Raw genomic sequence first — 17787 nt, 5'->3', positions numbered from 1 at the left:
CGTATCTTCATTCACATTCTTCATGTTGAATTCCAGGAGTTCATCGCCGAATTTCTTCGCCGTATACATCGCATAGGGCGAAGATCCCGGCGTGTTTACGGTCAGGCTGCCCACCCCTTTTTGTTTCGTCGCGCCGGCGGGCACGAACCAGCTGTCGCTGTCGCCGATCGCTTCGTTCAAACGGAGCGGAACCGGCGCATTGCCGAGCATGACGGGACCTTGCTGCGCGTACACGCTGAAATAGCCCGGCGCGGTGATTTTCCCGGCGCCTGTATCCACATAATCGAATACTTTGGTTCCATTCACATTAAGAACCAGTCGAACCCCTTCGTCCACGTTCAGCGCCCCGAACTGCACCAGGCTCGGCTTCCCGAACTCGAACACCGTATTGGGCACAGCATGACCCGCAATTCCCGGTTCTGCACCAATATCTCCGTAGAAGACCGTTCGTTTTCCTTGATTGAACCGCTGCAGCTCAATCACGTCATGCTTGAATACCGCAATATATCCTTCGTTATTGGAAGCCAGTACGCTCTCCGAGTTCAGCTTGTTCCGGATGCTGATGGCCGGCCAGGCGCCCGTATCTTCATTCACATTCTTCATGTTGAATTCCAGGAGTTCATCGCCGAATTTCTTCGCTGTATACATCGCATAGGGCGAAGATCCCGGCGTGTTTACGGTCAGGCTGCCCACCCCTTTTTGTTTCGTCGCGCCGGCGGGCACGAACCAGCTGTCGCTCTCGCTGATCGCTTCGTTCAAACGGAGCGGAACTGGCGCATTGCCGAGCATGACGGGACCTTGCTGCGCGTACACGCTGAAATAGCCCGGCGCGGTGATTTTCCCGGCGCCTGTATCCACATAATCGAATACTTTGGTTCCATTCACATTAAGAACCAGTCGGACCCCTTCGTCCACGTTCAGCGCCCCGAACTGCACCAGGCTCGGTTTCCCGAACTCGAACACCGTATTGGGCACAGCATGACCCGCAATTCCCGGTTCTGCGCCAATATCTCCGTAGAAGACCGTTCGTTTTCCTTGATTGAACCGCTGCAGTTCAATCACGTCATGCTTGAATACCGCAATATATCCTTCGTTATTGGAAGCCAGTACGCTCTCCGAGTTCAGCTTGTTCCGGATGCTGATGGCCGGCCAGGCGCCCGTATCTTCATTCACATTTTTCATGGTGAATTCCAGGAGTTCATCGCCGAATTTCTTCGCCGTATACATCGCATAGGGCGAAGACCCCGGCGTATTTACGATCAGGCTGCCCACCCCTTTTTGTTTCGTCGCGCCGGCGGGCACGAACCAGCTGTCGCTGTCGCCGATCGCTTCGTTCAACGGAAAGCCCCTTGCACCATTCATGCTTTCCACCTTCACGGTAACTGTCCACAACTTCCATTTTACGCCATCTGCATCCGTTATTTTATATTGCACAGGGTTCGTGAAATCCTGTACTGATCCGGAAGCTGGCGTAATGACTGCACTCTGAGGCACCTTGAGGATCGGGGCCAAATGTTTGATGTCGGTACCTTCCTTGACCGTAACGGATACAGTCCGATATGCTGAGGCAATCGTAGGCGCTTCGGCTTGCTCAGCCATCGTCAGATCTTCGATTTCCAATCGAACCGGGTAAGGCTCCAGCTTAATGACCGGATTCCAAACAATATCAGCGGAATCCATTGTGAATTGGAGCTTATCTCCCTTCTCTACACGAATGACCAGATTATGCGATGCATGACCATCAGTCGTTACCGCAGCGGGTCCCCAGACGGTCGTACCGTTGTTACTGATCGAAATCTTTCCGGCTCCGGATGTGCTTTTCTGTGCGGTACCGTTGATCCTGACGTCTCCTTTCTCCGGCGCTGTCCATTCTCTGATTTTATCGCTGCCGGTTATCGTATGAAGGAGATGACCGGGAACGATATTCCAGTATTCGCGTTCAAGCCCGGCTAACGACATCACTGCTCGGTCTTCGCCGTCATTATTAGTGACCTTATTGTTGCTTCCGGTCATATTCAGTTGAAATTTATCGACAATATCGGTCAGCACGTTATCGTGAACATTAAAGAAGTTGGAACCTTGATCCAAATAAATACCGGCAACAGCAAAAATAGTCGCATATTCATCCCGGTCCAAATCATGAATATAATTTCCATAAATTTCACTATTTGGCTGTTGGCTTAACGTGTAGATCGCACCTCCATCTTCATTCTTGTTCATCACATTGTAAATATTATTGTATCTGATCACATTGTCCCGCAAGGAAGAAGGTTTGTCCTGCCAGCCCCAGCCTAATGAGATGCCAGTGTAAGGCATATCGGCGATTTCATTATGCTCGATCAGGATGCCTTGCGTATAGCCTGCCAGTATCCCGACGGTGGAACTCGTCACTTTGCCGGCCGATATATAGTTGTTGCTGATGACAATGTTCTGTGACAATTCTTTCGGATCCGAAGGGTTGAACAACGCGCCGTTGCCTCCCATTTCGGAGAAAACGCCCACGAGAATTCCGCTGCCGCCAATATCTGTGAACGTATTGCCAATCACTTCATCGTTATGGGTTCGATGATGAATATCGAGTGCGGTGGATCCCATGAAACGAAAGGCATTGCGTACGAATTTGATATGATCCGCAGACTCCAGGAACACGCCAGCCGGCGGTCTTCCTCCCTCCAAGTCGCCCTGGGTTCCGATGCGCCCGTTCCCGGGCGCCGTAAAATTCGTATATTCGAACACAAGTCCTTCAAATTGAACATGATGAACCGGGTCGCTGCCCGACTTTCCAACCAATCTGACCAGCGTTTCCACATTGGGAACGATTGCCGAGGCTGCCGACATATCCTCCCCTTCGCGTGCCATGTAAAATAAATCGCCTGTATCCCGATTCAAATACCATTCGCCCGGCTGATCCAAAAATTCATAAGCATTCTCGAAATGAAAGCTGACACCGGCCTTAGCCGATGGAGCCGAACGGGTAAATATCGAATTTAATTCCGGCGCTATCTCAACGGCCGCATTATTTCCGGTTACAGTGTAGGATTTAAGCTTCAGGACAGACATCGTCCAATCCTGTCTCAGTATTAATTCTGTCTTGGCGAAATCCTTCCAATTGGCAATATTGGAACTATCGATATTGATCCTCTTGCCCGAAGTATCCCATGAGAGGACCCTATACTCTCCCGCATTCGGCGTTCGCGCTCTGACGGCGCTGCGGCCGTTAATGTACAACTGTCTGAAATTTTGCGTTCCCACATTCGTCTTATAAATCGCACCGCCTATGGGTGTCCAACCTGATATCTCCCGTCCCCCGCTGATCGATGCTTTTTCCCCGGGAAAACTTTTATATATGACGTTGTATCCATTCGTGCCGGAGTCCCGCTGATCGAATACGAGGGTTTCCGATAATGGATAAACGCCGCCGCGGAGATAAACAACAATATCTCCAGCCATATTCCCGTTGACTGTACGCACTTTGTCTCTTGCTCCAACAAGGGTGCATGGCGCTTCCTGCGAGCAAATGGCACCGCTTCCATCCGTTGATGCGAAAAAAGTATGCTGTGCCGATGCCGATGCTGCCGATTCAGGAAAAATACCTAACATACCGGTTAATAAAAACATACTCATAAGACCGGCGAAGATTGATTTTATCCTTTTCACAATGTCGCTCCTTCCTCCACTTCATATTCAGTTTTGAAATTAAGCACTACCCGTAAAGCCAAGTCTGTCAACTGACCGCGATGCTTATTTTTGTGCTGCTTGTGCCGTCCGCTGCTCAAGCAAGGGCAAAACAATCTTCGTCTGTTCCTCCAGCATCTTATCTACATCGATGACCTTCCTGAAGTTTGCAATAGCGGCATCCCACTTTTTGCTGAATTCCTCTTCATTTTTTGCAGTTAATGTTACCTTGAACGGATCATCCCATGAAGCCCTTTTCGACCACAGCTCCTGTACTTCTGGGATATTGGCATATTCAGGCGACCAGGATTGGATGTTAGGTACGGGCACGAACCCTTTTGTCCATTCGCTGTCGGCAGGGAACTTCAATGACGCTTGCACCGTAGCGTATTTAATCGTTTTATTAAAGTACCGTCTTTCGAAAGAGCTTGCAAAATTGTTCCACTTTTGAACACCATTCCAAAAGCCTGGCGTTCCTCCCGAGAATGGTATGTTATTGGTCATCAGCCCTTTGGCTTTTTTCCAATCCATAGCGGTTAAATCCCCGTCGAGAAGGAGCTTATTCATAGTCTCTTCTTTAAACTTCCTCGTTCCGTCGGTCAAGTCTTCATATAGACCAGCCTCCTTCGTGCCCCAGAAACGAATATCATCCCATTCATCCGTGAACATCGTATTAATCCAGTTGAGGACTTGCGGAACCTCGTCTTCTTTAAGCGTTTTCATCAAGGATAAGGTTTCGTTAAAGGATTGGGGTCCTTCCTTGAAGGCCGGGTATTCCGCTCTTTGCGGCACCTGTGTGAAGAAAGGCACGTACCGGAAGGGCTTTCCTGCCTTTTCCAGATTAGTATTGACGGTATCGATCCCATCCACATAGTTGATAGCAACAATGGCATACTGACCATTCAATACTTTTTCCTTGAATTTCTCGCCGTTATGGACCAGCGATTCGGGATCGATTACTTTATCATTTATCATCTTGTTTTGTATGCTTGCCGCTTCCTTAAACACCGGATCCAAATATCCAAAGCCCATTTTCTTGTCCGCTATATTCAGCCACCCTGTGTAATTGTATCCCTTATAGCCCAGCATCTCCGCCCCCAATATACTTAGAGCGGGCCAGTTGTCGCCCCCGGCGTAGCCGAACGCATATACGGGTTTATTGCCTTCTTTAAGTCCCAGCGCTTTCACATCGTACATAAACTTGATATATTCGTCTGATGATTTAATAGGAAGTATATATTGGTCACCCATTGGAGCATTATTCGTTTTGATCTTATCCATAATCTCCTTGTAATCCATAGCAGATGGAATGAGCTCCTTCAGAATGTCATCCCGGACGGCCAAAATATTATCACCGCCGTTCCATGTTGCTTTTTGTCTTGGAAGCGTAAAGGCGGTGATGAAGTCAGAGCTGAGGCTTGAATCCACTTCCTCATCCACCGTGAATGAAAACGGAATTCCATATATTTTTCCATCGATCTTAATACTGTCCCAAACCCATGACGGTACGAATTTCCACACATCCGGAGCATATTTTTGGAGCATTTCAGGAGTCAGCTCCCAGTTCAAGTCGCCCTCATGCAGTTTGGCATGATGTGCGGGCCCCTGACCTGCTTGAGTGAGAACAAGATCAGGCAAGTTCCCGCTTGCCACCAATGTCGTAAGCTTGGGTTCCCATTGCTGCCCTCCGTTTCCATAAAACTCTTTTATTTTGACCTTTGTTTTATTGGCGAGCCAGTCTCCCGGAAGGTCTTCATCCGGTTTCTCAATGGACATCACATCGTTGCCTTGCGTATTCCAGATCGTGAGCTCAAGATCTGTGGACGGAGCATAATCCCCGTTCTTCTCTGCCTCAGCCGATGTTGCTGTTGTTGCCGACGATTCCGGCTTTTTCGTTGCCGCAGTATTGTTGTTGCTGTTGCTTTGACACCCCGCAAACATAATCGCCGCCAATACCAAAGAGAACAGCACGCTCAGTGGCCTGGCCTTTTTTCTTAACATTCTACTTCCTCCCTTTTTTCAATCCATTCTATGTGATAAACACTGTTCGTGTATTATCCGAATTTCGGCTATCCTTTGACAGCGCCAATCATGACACCCTTAATAAAGTATTTTTGCAGAAACGGATACAGCATGACGATCGGAAATGTCGCCACAATAATCGTCGCCGCTTTAACCGATTCAGGACTAACCTTGACTCCGGCGGTTGCATTGCTTCCTGTCATCGCGCTTTGCGTAGCCAACTGATTGATGAGCTCGGCTTCCTTGATTACTTTGTACATGACATATTGCAAGGAGTATAAATTGCTTTTCGTTATAAAATACAGCGACGTAAGCCAATCATTCCAATGGGCAACTGCAAGCCATAAAATAACGGTAGCCATGACCGGCATTGAAAGCGGAATGATGATCTTAAACAGAATTTGCACTTCGTTAGCTCCGTCAATGACTGCCGATTCTTCCATGCTTGGAGGCAGGGACTGCAGGTAGGTTCTGATAATGATCATGTAGAAAAATACAAAGGCCATCGGAAGAATATAGACGAGAAAGTTATTCATCAAGTGCAGATACCGGTAAAGAATATAGATGGGAATCAGCCCGCCCGAGATAAAGGTTGGAATGATCAAAAAATTAATAAACAGATTTCTGCCCGGAAGGTCTTTCTTGGATATCGCATATGCAGCCCCCGTAATCACAATAATGCCCAACACAGTTCCAGAAACAACTCGCAGAAATGAAATCAAGATGGAACGGGAAAACCCTGCATTCGAAAACACCGTACTATAGTTTTGCCACGTGAATTTCCTCGGGTATAGGGTGACACCTCCAAATATAGTGTCATTCGCATCATTTAACGAAATCGCAAACTGATTCACATAAGGATATAAGGTAACCACACATAGCATTAGCATGAAAATAATATTGAAAATTTTAAATATTTTTTCACTGATACTTATTTTCATCGTTGTCTCCTTTACCATATGCCAATATTGCTTAATTTCTTGGCGATTCTGTTAACCACATACACAATTAGAAAAGATACAATTCCCTGAGCCAATCCAAAGGCTGTCGCAATCGAATAATTTCCCTGCTGTACCCCCATTCGATAGACAACCGTGTTGACAACCTCAGTCTGTTCCACAGTGTACAGGTTTTGAAACCCGAAAACCTGCTCGAAATTCGCCGATACGAGGCTTCCCGAGGAGAGTATGAAAATAATCATCACCGTCGGCCATATGCCTGGAATCGTAATATAAATCATCTGCTTCCATCTTCCGCAGCCGTCTACTACGGCAGCTTCATACAGCTGCGAATCAATTCCGGCAATTGCAGCAATGAATATAACGGATGACCAGCCAACATTTTTCCACAGATGCGATCCTAGCAGAATCCCCAGAAAGTTCTCAGGATCCATTAAAATATTGGTCCGTTCCATATCCGCTCCAAAGATCATCGCCTTTAAATCATTGAACGGACCACTCATTTCGAAAAAAGCATAGAACAGCGCCACAACCGATATCCATGACAGAAAATAAGGAAGATAACTGATAGTCTGAACAATTCTTTTAAAGAGGGTGCCTCTGATTTCATTAAACAATAAAGCGAGCACAATCGGAAACGGGAATCCCACGATCAGGATCACACCGCTGTAATACAAGGTGTTTACGATGGCCTTTAAGAAAATGGGGTCCGTAAAAATCGTAATGAAATGATTAAATCCTACGAAATCGCTTCCAAGAAAACCTTTAAAAATATTGAAATCCTGGAATGCCATCACGATGCCCAGCATGGGCAAGTAACTAAAGATGAATGTCCAAATCAATGCGCCCGATATCAGAAGATATAAAAACCGGTAACGAACCATTTTTCGGATCCATTTCTTCCGTTGAGGGAGCGCGGTACGATTGGTTTCTGTAGAATAAGCGGTATTCAATAACTCCCCTCCTTGTTAGAATTGCAGGTTGGCTGAACGGCTTGATCTTGATTTAATCTTAAGAAAATACGAAGTGCACAACAAGGCAACAATCTGCCGAAAAGTATTAATATCTACTTAAGAAAGGTGAAAAACCCCCTTTGGCTTTGCCAAAAGGGGGGTGCAATCTGCCTCGCCTCGCTGGATTGCGGCAGCGCATTATATGAATTCAGCCGATTGAATACTGCTTCTGCTCTCCCTTCTTTCGTTCAGCTCCCTCTCGCCGAGCGCTTCGATTCTAACCGTAACAGCGGTGCCCACACCCCATTTGCTTTCAATTCGGATGCCGCAATGGCTGCCATAATAAACTTGTATTCGCTTAATTGAATTTTTGATCCCGAACCCTCCATAGCTTGCGGTATAGTTCAGGTTCATAATGTCCCGGAGGGTCTCCGGGTTCATTCCGCGCCCATTATCCCTGATTTCAAAAATAATATCCGCATCTTCCCTGTACCCTGCGATCGTTATTCGTGCTTCTTCTCTTTTCCCGTTAAGTCCATGCAAGATTGAATTTTCCACAATCGGTTGAATCAGGTGCTTTAAGGTAAAGTAACCCAATATGTCATCATCCACATCAAACACAAGCTGATAGTCGATAGAATGGGCATATCTATTAATTCTCACATATTCTTCAATCATCTCAAGCTCGGCCGCTATACTGATAATGCTGTTTCCTTTGCTCAAAGCGGTTCTGTAATATTTCGTCAGGGCGTCGATAATCTCCACCGTTTTGTGGTCTTTGTTCCATAGGGCGGTCCAGTTGATGACGGATAATGAATTATAGAGAAGATGCGGATTGATTCGGGATTGAAGCAGTTCTATTTCCAGTGAACTGTTTTCAAGTCTGACACTTACCATTTCCTTGTATATTTCATTCATTCTGCTTACAAGTTCTTTTAATTTACGTTTGATAATCGATACTTCGTCATTGCCTTTGATCTGAATGAGCTCCTCATGCAGCAGAAGGCTGTCATTGCGTTTGATCTTGTTAACGAAATCCTCCAGGTCACCCGTAATTTTCTGGGCCGTCATTCGGGATGCAAGAAGCATAACGATAAGATACAGCAAGAAAAATGCCAGAATCAGTCCCAATGTCCTCAACGATCTTTTGAATATCTCATGTTTAGGAATAGCAATCGTCAACAGGTTTCCGTTCTTTAGCGTATCGCTTATGATTAAATAATCATGGCTTGTGATTGAACCGATATTTGTCATGTTCATATCGATTGAGCTGTTAAAATGCATGAGATCTCCATCTTCATTCGTCGACAAAATCAATCCTTGCTCTGGCATTCCCGTGTCATCCATAACCGATTTTATTTTGCTGTAAGGAATATTCACTTCCAATATGCCAACAGATGTTTTGAAATCCACAATATTTCGGTAAAACGTTACATATTGTTGATCAACTTTCGTGGTAAGCTTTGGCTCCCAGAAAATCCCGGTGGCAGAAACCTTCAAATCGTCGTCAGTCATTTCCTTCATATTATTTAGATCGGTTATTTCTATGAATTTACCTTCCAATAACGATTTATTGTAGGAATGAATGATATAGGGGCTTTTAATTCTATCGCTGAAAGGTTCGCTGATCATGGCGTTGACATTATCTATAAAATAGATCATCTGTTCCAGATCATTGCCGTAATCTTTTTGAATATTTCCGATAAGATACTGGTTTGTAATAATATAACTGCTTTTTTCAATATACTTGAGAAGCGTTTCGTTAATTAAGCTTCTGCTTATATTTAGTTTTTCTGTCATATTGTCGCTGTATTCTTTGGTGATTTTCTGATTCGTATAACGAAATACAAAGATAGAAATGAGAATAAAGGGGATGATCGTAAAAATGATTAAATTTTTAAAAATCCTGTTCTTAAGCGTGGAATTCGGCAGAAAGAAATGAATCAGCTTTTTAAGCATTCTCCCTCCCCCTCTTTCAATCGCGATTTTTATCTCTGAACTGCTTTGGAGTCAGGCCCGTATATTCTTTAAATACAGAGGCGAAATAAGAATTAGTCTTATACCCCGTTTTCTCTGCGATTTCATATATTTTAATATAAGGGTCCATCAGCATGCTTTTGGCAACTTCCATCCTTTTTTTAATCAAATAATCGAATATCGTTTGTCCGGATTGCTGCTTGAAGATTAAATTCGCATGGCTGACGCTCAGAAAAAGCGGACTGACAATTTGATTCACATTTTCGATTTGGGCGTATTGTTCATCAATAATCGCTTTAATATCCTCCATGACCTTCTGGTAACGCCCTTTCGACGTCATAATAACCTGGTTGTCTTTACTGTAAAACTTTGATTTAATGGCATATTCCGCATCTTCAAATAGTTTGGGAAGCAAGCTCAGCCGGTTGGAAAACTCGCTGATCCCAATGGTTATGCGCAAGCCCAATTGATGATTAACCTTTTCCCTGCAGGCATTGGTCAGGCTCATCAATTGATGGACCGCTTCTTCGTCGCTTGTATGGGGCATGAAGAGAATAACAGCCAGACTGTCCTGATGCTGATTGGTTACGTAACCCGGGATTTCCGACAAGATCGTTTCTTCCACGCATTTCTGCACGCTGTAGATCGTCAAGTGTCTGTTTTCCATCGTCTTATCCGGATTCTGGGCGTCAGTGTTACCGATTTGAAGATAAAGAACAGCATACGAGTTATTGGTAAAATCCATACCCAGACTGTTCATCCGGTTTCTGATATTATCCTCATCCCCCAGCTTCCCGTACAATAAATCCCTGATTAACTGCTCCTGGAGGATCGGCATGCTTTCTTGAAGCTGTACCTTTAGCTTTTGGTCATTTCGTTCCTTTTCGAGCTCATCCTGCTTCAAATTTTTCACCTTTGCAAGCGTTTCGGTTAATTCGGACAAATTGATAGGCTTCAATATGTAACCGTATACATCTAAATTTATGGCTCCCTTCAAATACTCGAAATCATCGAAACAACTCATGAAGATGAATTTCGTTTGCGGCAGTTCCTCTTTTATTTGCTGCGTCATCTTGATTCCATCCATGACCGGCATAGCCACATCAGTCAAGATAAAATCGGGCCGCAGTTCAACCGCCTGTTTATACCCCTCTCCCCCGTCAACAGCAAACCCAACCACTTCAATGTCAAGAGCTTCCCAATCGATCAGGCCATTGATTCCCGCCCGATCGGACAGATTATCGTCAACAATAAGAATGGAAAACATTGCGCGTATCCCCCCATTAGCTGGCTCACCATAAACATGTCCTTTGCTTAAACAACTATATTTTAACACTGTCATGTGCATTGTAAAATATGGAAAAATCTTCTCGCCCTATTGACAAGAAGGGCGGCCGAATACATCCCCGTACCGCTGTCCCCAATAACACAAAAAAGTTCCCCCCGATATCAGGGAGAACCGATTGATTCCATTGTTGTCTCATTGAGCGAGTTCAGCCAGCCATGATCTTTCATGATCATATCTTTCCACATAATCCAGGACGGGATTGGCGCGGGTCAGCTCCTCCAGCGAATCGATCCGTTCCCTATTAACGATCCGTTCCTCATTTTGCTAATCAAAAGAAGTGAAAAATACATCCTGCAGAATCGCCTTCGCTTTTTTCAGACTGCGGGTATCCAGTTGTTTAAGCATATCTACGATCGTATTGAGTTCCTCGTTTTGCACAGCATGTTCCCTATCGGGGGTTGAACGGTGTTCCTGCTGCTCTGAATCTGCAGGTTCCGGATTAACCCACGACGCTTCCAAGGTATCTTCGAAACCCCGGATAAGAAATAACAATTCCTCCGTGTCATAACGCTGGAGAAAATGATTTATTCCGTTTCTCATCTGTCTGTGCAGCGCTTGGTGCAAATGAAAGATCTCTTTGCCCAAGGCCGTAGTGTGAAACAGTACTTCTTTTTTATTATCAAGAAGAAATTCCGTGCGGATGATTTGCTGCTGCACTAATTTTCTGGTGATCTTGGATACACTGCCTTTAGGAATTCCGAATTGTTTCGAAATGGTAGCTCCGTTCACCGGCTCAAGCTGACCAACAGCATCGATGACATGAAGCATCATGACGGTGCATTCCTTGAGAAAATCTATGATAACGGGATTGCCGCCGCAGTTCTGGATCAGCCACTCCTTCTCTTCGTCATCCTCCGATTGAAACCGCTTCTGTAATTTAGGTATAGTCTCCAGCAACTTGTTTATTAACCGTTCCTTATCAGGCAATTGTTCGGAAGTAGGGTTCATTGACCGGCCTCCTCGTTAAGCTCATCTACTGTCCAGTTTAACAAAAAACAGAAAACAAATAAAGTTTCCAGGAAACAATATTGACAGAAGGCAAGAGTGGATTATATGATTGTTTCCAAGATCTGAATTTTGTTTCATTGAAACAATAAGATTGCAGAGGAGTCCTGTTAATGAATGTCGTCATTATTTTCGATCATCCGTACGGAGCTTCAGCATCCGGAAATGTCCCGCACCGGAGAAGCTATTCAGCAGCCCTGCTGGACTCTGTTATGCGGGGACTTGCCGCAAAGGGGCACACGATCGATCTCATCGATCTGCATGCCGACGGATTTAATCCGGTTATGTCTGCCGAAGAACTTGCCGATTGGCGGCTGCAGAAAACCGCCGATCCTCTCGCAGCCGATTACCAGCAGCGTCTTATCGCTGCGGACCATATTGTTTTCATCTTCCCGATCTGGTGGGAGTCGATGCCTGCCCTTACGAAAGGGTTCATCGAAAAGGTATTCGTAGAGGGCACAATTTACAAGAGAACCAAGCCCGGGCGTCCATTTGCCAGTCTGCTTCCGAATACGAAAGGCGTTTCCCTATTGACCGTCATGAGCACGCCCGACTTCATCTACCGGTGGATTTTTGGAAATCCCGTCACCAAGATCCTATTCCGGGGCACTTTCCGCAAAATGGGTATCCGCAAGCTCCGCTGGTACAACTATACCGGTATGGAAGACCGCAGCCTGGAGATGAGGCTGCAAGCTCTCGAAAAGACAGAGAAGCGTTTCGCGATGCTGTGATTGATTTCTTTAGTCCAAGAAGAAACGGCTGTGCCGTTCTCTGACGGCAAGATAGTTTCTTTCCTTAGGCCTTATAGAAATTTATAAGAGTGAAACATATAAATTCTATACGGTCAAAAAAATATACTCAAGCCATGATCGGCTTGAGTATAGGCAATCTTTTATTCCAGTCAGGGGAAAATGACCATTTTATGATCCTGTTTAGCTTCTTCAGTGGTTTTGTAGAACAGCCGGTTAACGGGGGACAGCTTTATCTGGCTTGACTGAAAGAGATATTCCCCATCCCCAAGATAGATAGGCGCTTCCTGGGAACCCGTTCCACGAGGATCATCATTGACTTTATGCTCACATGCAGCAACATATAGCTCGCCATCCGCCCCCAGCAGCAGCGCGCCATGACGGTAGGTAACACTTCGTTCATCTCCCTGCATCGCCTGCTCCCGGCGGAGTCCGACCGGGAAGGAAAGCCGGATTACATCCCCTTCGCGGAACAGTCCTTCACAGCTGGCAAAACCATCTGCGACTTCGGAAGGCACAGCCTCTCCGTTTAACGAAAGCTTAACGTCTGAGGGGTCTACCCAAGCGGGAATGTACAGCTGGAACTTTCGGGCTTGTTTCAGCGTGCTGCTCTCGATCTTTATGGCCGTCTCTCCTTCAATTGGGTAGGATGTTTCCACCGTGAAAGCGATGCTTTCATCATCCCATGACGTTTTTACAGTCGCTTTGTGATAGAAAGGCAGCCGGATCGTCTCACTATCCTGAAGAAAGGCATATTCAACTGCCCGGGCAAGGCCCTCGCCGCCCCGCATGGAGCAGCACCAGTACGCTTCATATAAATCCGGATGCGGCTTAAGCTCATGATGGCCGCCGCTGGCACATACGTTGCAGCCGAAGCCGCCTCCCGGCCGCTGGCCATAGCCCATTCCGTTCAACAGAATATGCTCCGCATCCCCGAGGCAACCCGGATCGTCCGTAATCCGCCACAGCTCGAAACTTACCATAAAAGAGTCGATCACCGCGCAGCTCTCCGTCCAGTCCGGACGCCCGAACCAGTTGAAATTCTCGTAATTGTCGGTCATCGCCGTCTGGCGGTACAGCTGATAAATACGGTTAATCTCTTGAAGCAGATCTTCCTGCGGATGAAATGAATAGAATCGCAGCATTCCTCTCAGCGCGCTCAGGGTGGCGTGCGTCTGCATGGATACGCCGATAAAATCGATATCGGTGAATCTGGCGATCATCTCCTCTATGAGCTCCTTCAGCTCAGGGCTTGGCATAATCGAATAGGCATGCGTCGCGCCATCCAGCATAATAAACGCACAGCCGATATCGGAGGATACGTACCAGGCGCCGATCTTCTCGCCGGTCAACTCCCCGATGGCTTCGCCCTCCTGCCTCCGCTCGCCGGGACTGATTGGATATCCGGCGTAGATTCCGGCAGCAGGGAGCAGCAGTCCGCGTACTATATTCCCGATCCACCCATACACCCGCGAATCCCGCTTCCATTCGTAATATTCGCATAGTCCTCTGAGCAGCCAGCTGTGTCCGGACAACTGCTGCTCATCGAGCGTGCCCTTCGGGTGGATCATACCCAGATATCCCCGTTCATTATAATAACCAGGAAGCTTCTCAAGCACCTCCTCCAGGAACAGCGCATCCTTTCCTGTTGCTCTGGACAACAGCACCCAGGCCAGAATCGTCCGCCCTTCAAAATCCCCGGGCCAGCTGTAGCCGGCCGGCTGGAACAGCCGATCCGGAGCGTATTCCGCAAGCTCCAGTCTGGCAAAGTTAGCGTTTGCCCTTTCCGCTAATTCGCCTTTCATCGTTACACACTCCATTGGCAAAACCTTCATGAACGATGCCTCCTTAAACATATTGAAAATCCCTTGTATACACGCTTATAACCGAATGTGTTTCTTCTAGTAAACCAGCTGCTCCCGAACATCCGGGCGCTCTAACAAGGAAAATCCTTGCTGCAGCCGCCTAAGCCTGAGATTCCTGCCTCCAAGCAGGAATTTCCTTGCTGCAGCCTACTAATCTAGCTGCTCCCGAACATTCGGGCGCTCTAGCAAGGAAAATCCTTGCTGTAGCCGCCTAAGCCTGAAATTCCTGCCTCCAAGCAGGAATTTCCTTGCTGCAGCCTACTAATCCAGCTGCTCCGGGACATTCGGGTGCTCTAACAAGGAAAATCCTTACTGCAGCTGTCCCAGTCTGAAATTCCTGCCTCCAAGCAGGAATTTCCTTGCTGCAGCCTACTAATCTAGCTGCTCCGGGACATTCGGGTGCTCTAGCAAGGAAAATCCTTGCTGCAGCTGTCCCAGTCTGAAATTCCTGCCTCCAAGCAGGAATTTCCTTGCTACAGCCTACTAATCGAGCTGCTCCCGCACATTCGGCGCCTCTAGCAAGGAAAATCCTTGCTGCAGCCGCCAAAGCCTGAAATTCCTGCCTCCAAGCAGGAATTTCCTTGCTGCAACACAGCTTCTTGGTGCTGGCAGCCCAAGCATACCGTTCAAGCCAGAAATAGAGCACTCCAGAGTGTCGTCCCCTTTCCGTGCAAACAACTATGTATATGTCCGGATTATGCATCCGAGCAAAACAAGGCAGGCAGCTCCAATGCACCGCCTGCCTACTGCCCACTTTCCCAACATCTGACTAGTTATACGTTATGGTTGGATTCCAGTTTGTTCCATCATAATCGATTGTACCATTGCTGTTAACAATAAATTGGAATTGGTCATTCGCATTCACGGCCGAAGTGACGAACACGTTATAGCCGGTTGTATCCGTAATCGTGATATATCCGCCGCCGGCCGGCCAGAAATCCTGATCGTTTTTCCGGATCTTCACCTTCACCCCGTCGCCCTGCGCCGTTTGCTTGGCAATCGTTCCGGTGATGGTCACTGTACCGGATGCCGGAGCAGTAAAGACGCGAACGGACTCCTTGTTGATATCGGGATGCTGCCAATTGCTGCCGATCAGGCTATAGGCCGTCGTTCCTTTCCAGCGGCTGTTCGCCGCATCCCACGTCATCGGATTCACAGTACGCGTCGTGCCGCTGTAGCTCCATTCCTGATAAGACCAGCCACCAGCGCCCTGGGTGCTTCCGAATCCAGCCGCTGCCGAATAAGTGGAAGCCGGGTTCTTAAGTTGGTTAATAAAATTCTTTGTCATATTCCAGTACATCGCATTGTTGATTGCGCCGCTGCTGTCGGTCCATTTCTCCGAGGTTCCCGTCAGTCCGCTCGTATCGGCAATTTGAATGCCGGTATCTTCCGCAAACTCGTTAAAGGAGTTAATAACCACGATCTTCGGTTTCACCGCCCGCTGCAGCACTTTATTCCAGCTGGACTGGATATAGAAGGTTCCTTTATTGCGCAGAACAGGCGTATAGCCGGCCACATGATTGTTCCATCCCGGCATCACCACCATCACCTCATCATGGTCCACCGTTCCGCTCTGCGGCAGCTGCCAGCCGTATTCGCCAGCCAGGGCCGAGGATGCGAACCGGATCGTGAAGTGGTTGGTGTTGGTTTTATCCCCGGTATAGTTCTTCCAGGCGGTCTGTACATTCGTGTTCGCGTAAATGACCAGAATCGGCTTGCCGTTCAGCTGATAATAATAATTGGCCCCGCCGATGGCAGCATGGTTGGCAAACTCCTCCCAGACCTGTCCGGCTTCCTGCTCGATCGTCAGTGGATCATTGGTCCACTGCACCCTGCCGATGGCAAAAGCATATCGGACATCCCGCTTCGCCGGGTCGTCGTTCCACAGCTTGATCCGCTCCGCTAACCGCTTCGCCCGGTTAAGTATGGCCCCACTTACATTATTCAGCCCATTGGTCTCATCAAGCAGCAGCCAGTCCACCTTGGCATCGGCAATGGTAGCCAGATGCTCATCGATTACAGCCGCATCGCCGCTGTCATAGGTCTGATAACTGCCCAGCGTCAATGGCCGGTAGTTCAATGCCGGCTTGCCGGGAAAACCAAGCCAGGTATCCGTCGAGACGGTATCGAGCTGACGGTAACGCTCCACTTTCCAGGTTCCCCCGCCGATACCCGCATAGAAGGCGATATTCGCTTTCCAGCCGTAGAGGTCGCCTGTCACATTCCCCTGCATCAAGCTTGTCGCCTGATAGCCGAAGCCCGAGTTCATCCTGATATCGTCGGCTGCTATGGCCTTCAGGGAACGGTCATATTCCCGTCCGATAATGTCGCCGATCTTGCCGTCCGCATTCAAGTCATGGTTGAAATAAAGATGTGGCTCCGCATAACCGTCGGCATTGCCGTCGTACACATATTGCATAGACGAGCCTACCCCATGGCCGGCGGTCCAGGCTGCGGATGCCCCAAATGAAGTGCCGCTGGAGTTCGCCTTATACCAATTGCCGTTGCTGCCCGTGAAATAGATGGCGTCGGCTTTGCCGTCCTTGTTGGTATCGGCGGCAAACTGGTTCGTGGAATTCGTTCCGAAGCCGGTTGCCCAGGTCTGCGTAGTTCCAAAAGTCGTGCCGCTGGAGAGAGCAACCTGCCAAGTGCCTGTGGCGCTGAAGAATGCAAGGGCATCCTGCTTGGCGTCCCCATTCACATCCGCGAACATCAGCTTGGTGGCATTCGTGCCGAAGCCCGATTTCCACTGGGTATAGGAGCCGAACCCGCTGCCGCTTGATAACGCTACATACAGACTGCCGGTGCTGTTGAAATAAACAATTGCATCAGCTTTGCCGTCTCCATTCACATCGGCCAGAAATTGCTGATCCGAACCGGCGCCATGGCCGGTCACCCACTGCGAGGGCGTGCCAAAGCTGGTGCCGTTTGCAAGAGCGGCATTCCAGGTTCCTCCACTGTTAAATGTAATGGCGTCATCCTTCCCGTCGCCATTCACATCCCCCACAAACTGCTTGAGGCTCGACCCGCCAAAATTCGTAAGCCAGTCGTTGTTGACGGCAGGCACCTTGGAATACCAGGTGGCATACCACATCCCCACATCCGTTGCCGCCGAAGCCTTCGCCTGCCCTGCACCCGCAGCAAGCAGAGAAGCCGCCACTATTGAGCCCGCATAGACCAAAATCTTCTTCATCCTTACACCTCCAGTTATCATGGATATGTTGTTAAAAAGCC

General features: G+C 47.8%; 10 protein-coding genes. 1 reads left to right on the top strand and 9 read right to left on the bottom strand.

What is annotated here, in order from left to right; translation table 11 throughout:
• From IEY46_RS33050 to IEY46_RS33020, 7 genes are all read right to left on the bottom strand, one after another.
• Positions 1 to 3657, bottom strand: a 3657-nt coding sequence (locus IEY46_RS33050; RefSeq protein ID WP_188999735.1) for a right-handed parallel beta-helix repeat-containing protein, incomplete at its 3' end; no start/stop codon positions are given.
• 84 nt (positions 3658 to 3741) lie between these two features.
• Positions 3742 to 5676 (bottom strand): type 2 periplasmic-binding domain-containing protein, encoded by a 1935-nt coding sequence (locus IEY46_RS33045; protein ID WP_188999732.1) that lies wholly within the window; start codon positions 5674 to 5676, stop codon positions 3742 to 3744.
• A gap of 68 nt (positions 5677 to 5744) precedes the next feature.
• The gene (locus IEY46_RS33040; RefSeq protein WP_188999729.1) at positions 5745 to 6638 is read right to left on the bottom strand and encodes a carbohydrate ABC transporter permease; all 894 of its coding nucleotides are present in this window, start codon (positions 6636 to 6638) and stop codon (positions 5745 to 5747) included.
• Positions 6639 to 6649: 11 nt separating this feature from the next.
• Positions 6650 to 7609, bottom strand: coding sequence for an ABC transporter permease (locus IEY46_RS33035; protein ID WP_188999725.1), 960 nt, complete (start codon positions 7607 to 7609; stop codon positions 6650 to 6652).
• Positions 7610 to 7807: 198 nt separating this feature from the next.
• Positions 7808 to 9568: a sensor histidine kinase gene (locus tag IEY46_RS33030; protein ID WP_188999722.1), complete on the bottom strand. Its 1761-nt coding sequence runs from the start codon at positions 9566 to 9568 to the stop codon at positions 7808 to 7810.
• A gap of 16 nt (positions 9569 to 9584) precedes the next feature.
• Positions 9585 to 10853: a response regulator gene (locus IEY46_RS33025; RefSeq protein ID WP_188999719.1), complete on the bottom strand. Its 1269-nt coding sequence runs from the start codon at positions 10851 to 10853 to the stop codon at positions 9585 to 9587.
• Between the two features lie 345 nt (positions 10854 to 11198).
• Positions 11199 to 11882 carry a helix-turn-helix domain-containing protein gene (locus tag IEY46_RS33020; protein WP_188999717.1) on the bottom strand — a complete coding sequence of 228 codons (684 nt, stop codon included), beginning with the start codon at positions 11880 to 11882 and terminating at the stop codon, positions 11199 to 11201.
• A 170-nt stretch (positions 11883 to 12052) separates the two neighbouring features.
• On the opposite strand from IEY46_RS33020, the gene IEY46_RS33015 reads away from it, so the two are divergent.
• Entirely contained in the window at positions 12053 to 12670 is a 618-nt protein-coding gene (locus tag IEY46_RS33015; RefSeq protein ID WP_188999714.1) for an NAD(P)H-dependent oxidoreductase, read from the top strand.
• A 170-nt stretch (positions 12671 to 12840) separates the two neighbouring features.
• On the opposite strand, the gene IEY46_RS33010 is transcribed toward IEY46_RS33015, so the two are convergent.
• Positions 12841 to 14523, bottom strand: coding sequence for a glycoside hydrolase family protein (locus IEY46_RS33010; RefSeq protein WP_188999712.1), 1683 nt, complete (start codon positions 14521 to 14523; stop codon positions 12841 to 12843).
• 799 nt (positions 14524 to 15322) lie between these two features.
• Positions 15323 to 17746 (bottom strand): FG-GAP-like repeat-containing protein, encoded by a 2424-nt coding sequence (locus IEY46_RS33005; protein ID WP_188999709.1) that lies wholly within the window; start codon positions 17744 to 17746, stop codon positions 15323 to 15325.
• Positions 17747 to 17787: the final 41 nt, after the last annotated feature.

The organism is Paenibacillus nasutitermitis (genome assembly GCF_014641075.1).
Taxonomy (GTDB): Bacteria; Bacillota; Bacilli; order Paenibacillales; family Paenibacillaceae; genus Paenibacillus_Z; species Paenibacillus_Z nasutitermitis.
The sequence above is the reverse complement of the archived record's forward strand: the minus strand, read 5'-3'. Positions and strand labels throughout refer to the sequence as shown.

What these genes read in the sequence shown, in the direction of transcription:
- IEY46_RS33030 (WP_188999722.1), bottom strand. Translation starts at nt 9,568, where the DNA reads ATGCTTAAAAAGCTGATTCATTTCTTTCTGCCGAATTCCACGCTTAAG.
- IEY46_RS33020 (WP_188999717.1), bottom strand. Translation starts at nt 11,882, where the DNA reads ATGAACCCTACTTCCGAACAATTGCCTGATAAGGAACGGTTAATAAAC.
- IEY46_RS33045 (WP_188999732.1), bottom strand. Translation starts at nt 5,676, where the DNA reads ATGTTAAGAAAAAAGGCCAGGCCACTGAGCGTGCTGTTCTCTTTGGTA.
- IEY46_RS33005 (WP_188999709.1), bottom strand. Translation starts at nt 17,746, where the DNA reads ATGAAGAAGATTTTGGTCTATGCGGGCTCAATAGTGGCGGCTTCTCTG.
- IEY46_RS33025 (WP_188999719.1), bottom strand. Translation starts at nt 10,853, where the DNA reads ATGTTTTCCATTCTTATTGTTGACGATAATCTGTCCGATCGGGCGGGA.
- IEY46_RS33040 (WP_188999729.1), bottom strand. Translation starts at nt 6,638, where the DNA reads ATGAAAATAAGTATCAGTGAAAAAATATTTAAAATTTTCAATATTATT.
- IEY46_RS33015 (WP_188999714.1), top strand. Translation starts at nt 12,053, where the DNA reads ATGAATGTCGTCATTATTTTCGATCATCCGTACGGAGCTTCAGCATCC.
- IEY46_RS33010 (WP_188999712.1), bottom strand. Translation starts at nt 14,523, where the DNA reads ATGAAGGTTTTGCCAATGGAGTGTGTAACGATGAAAGGCGAATTAGCG.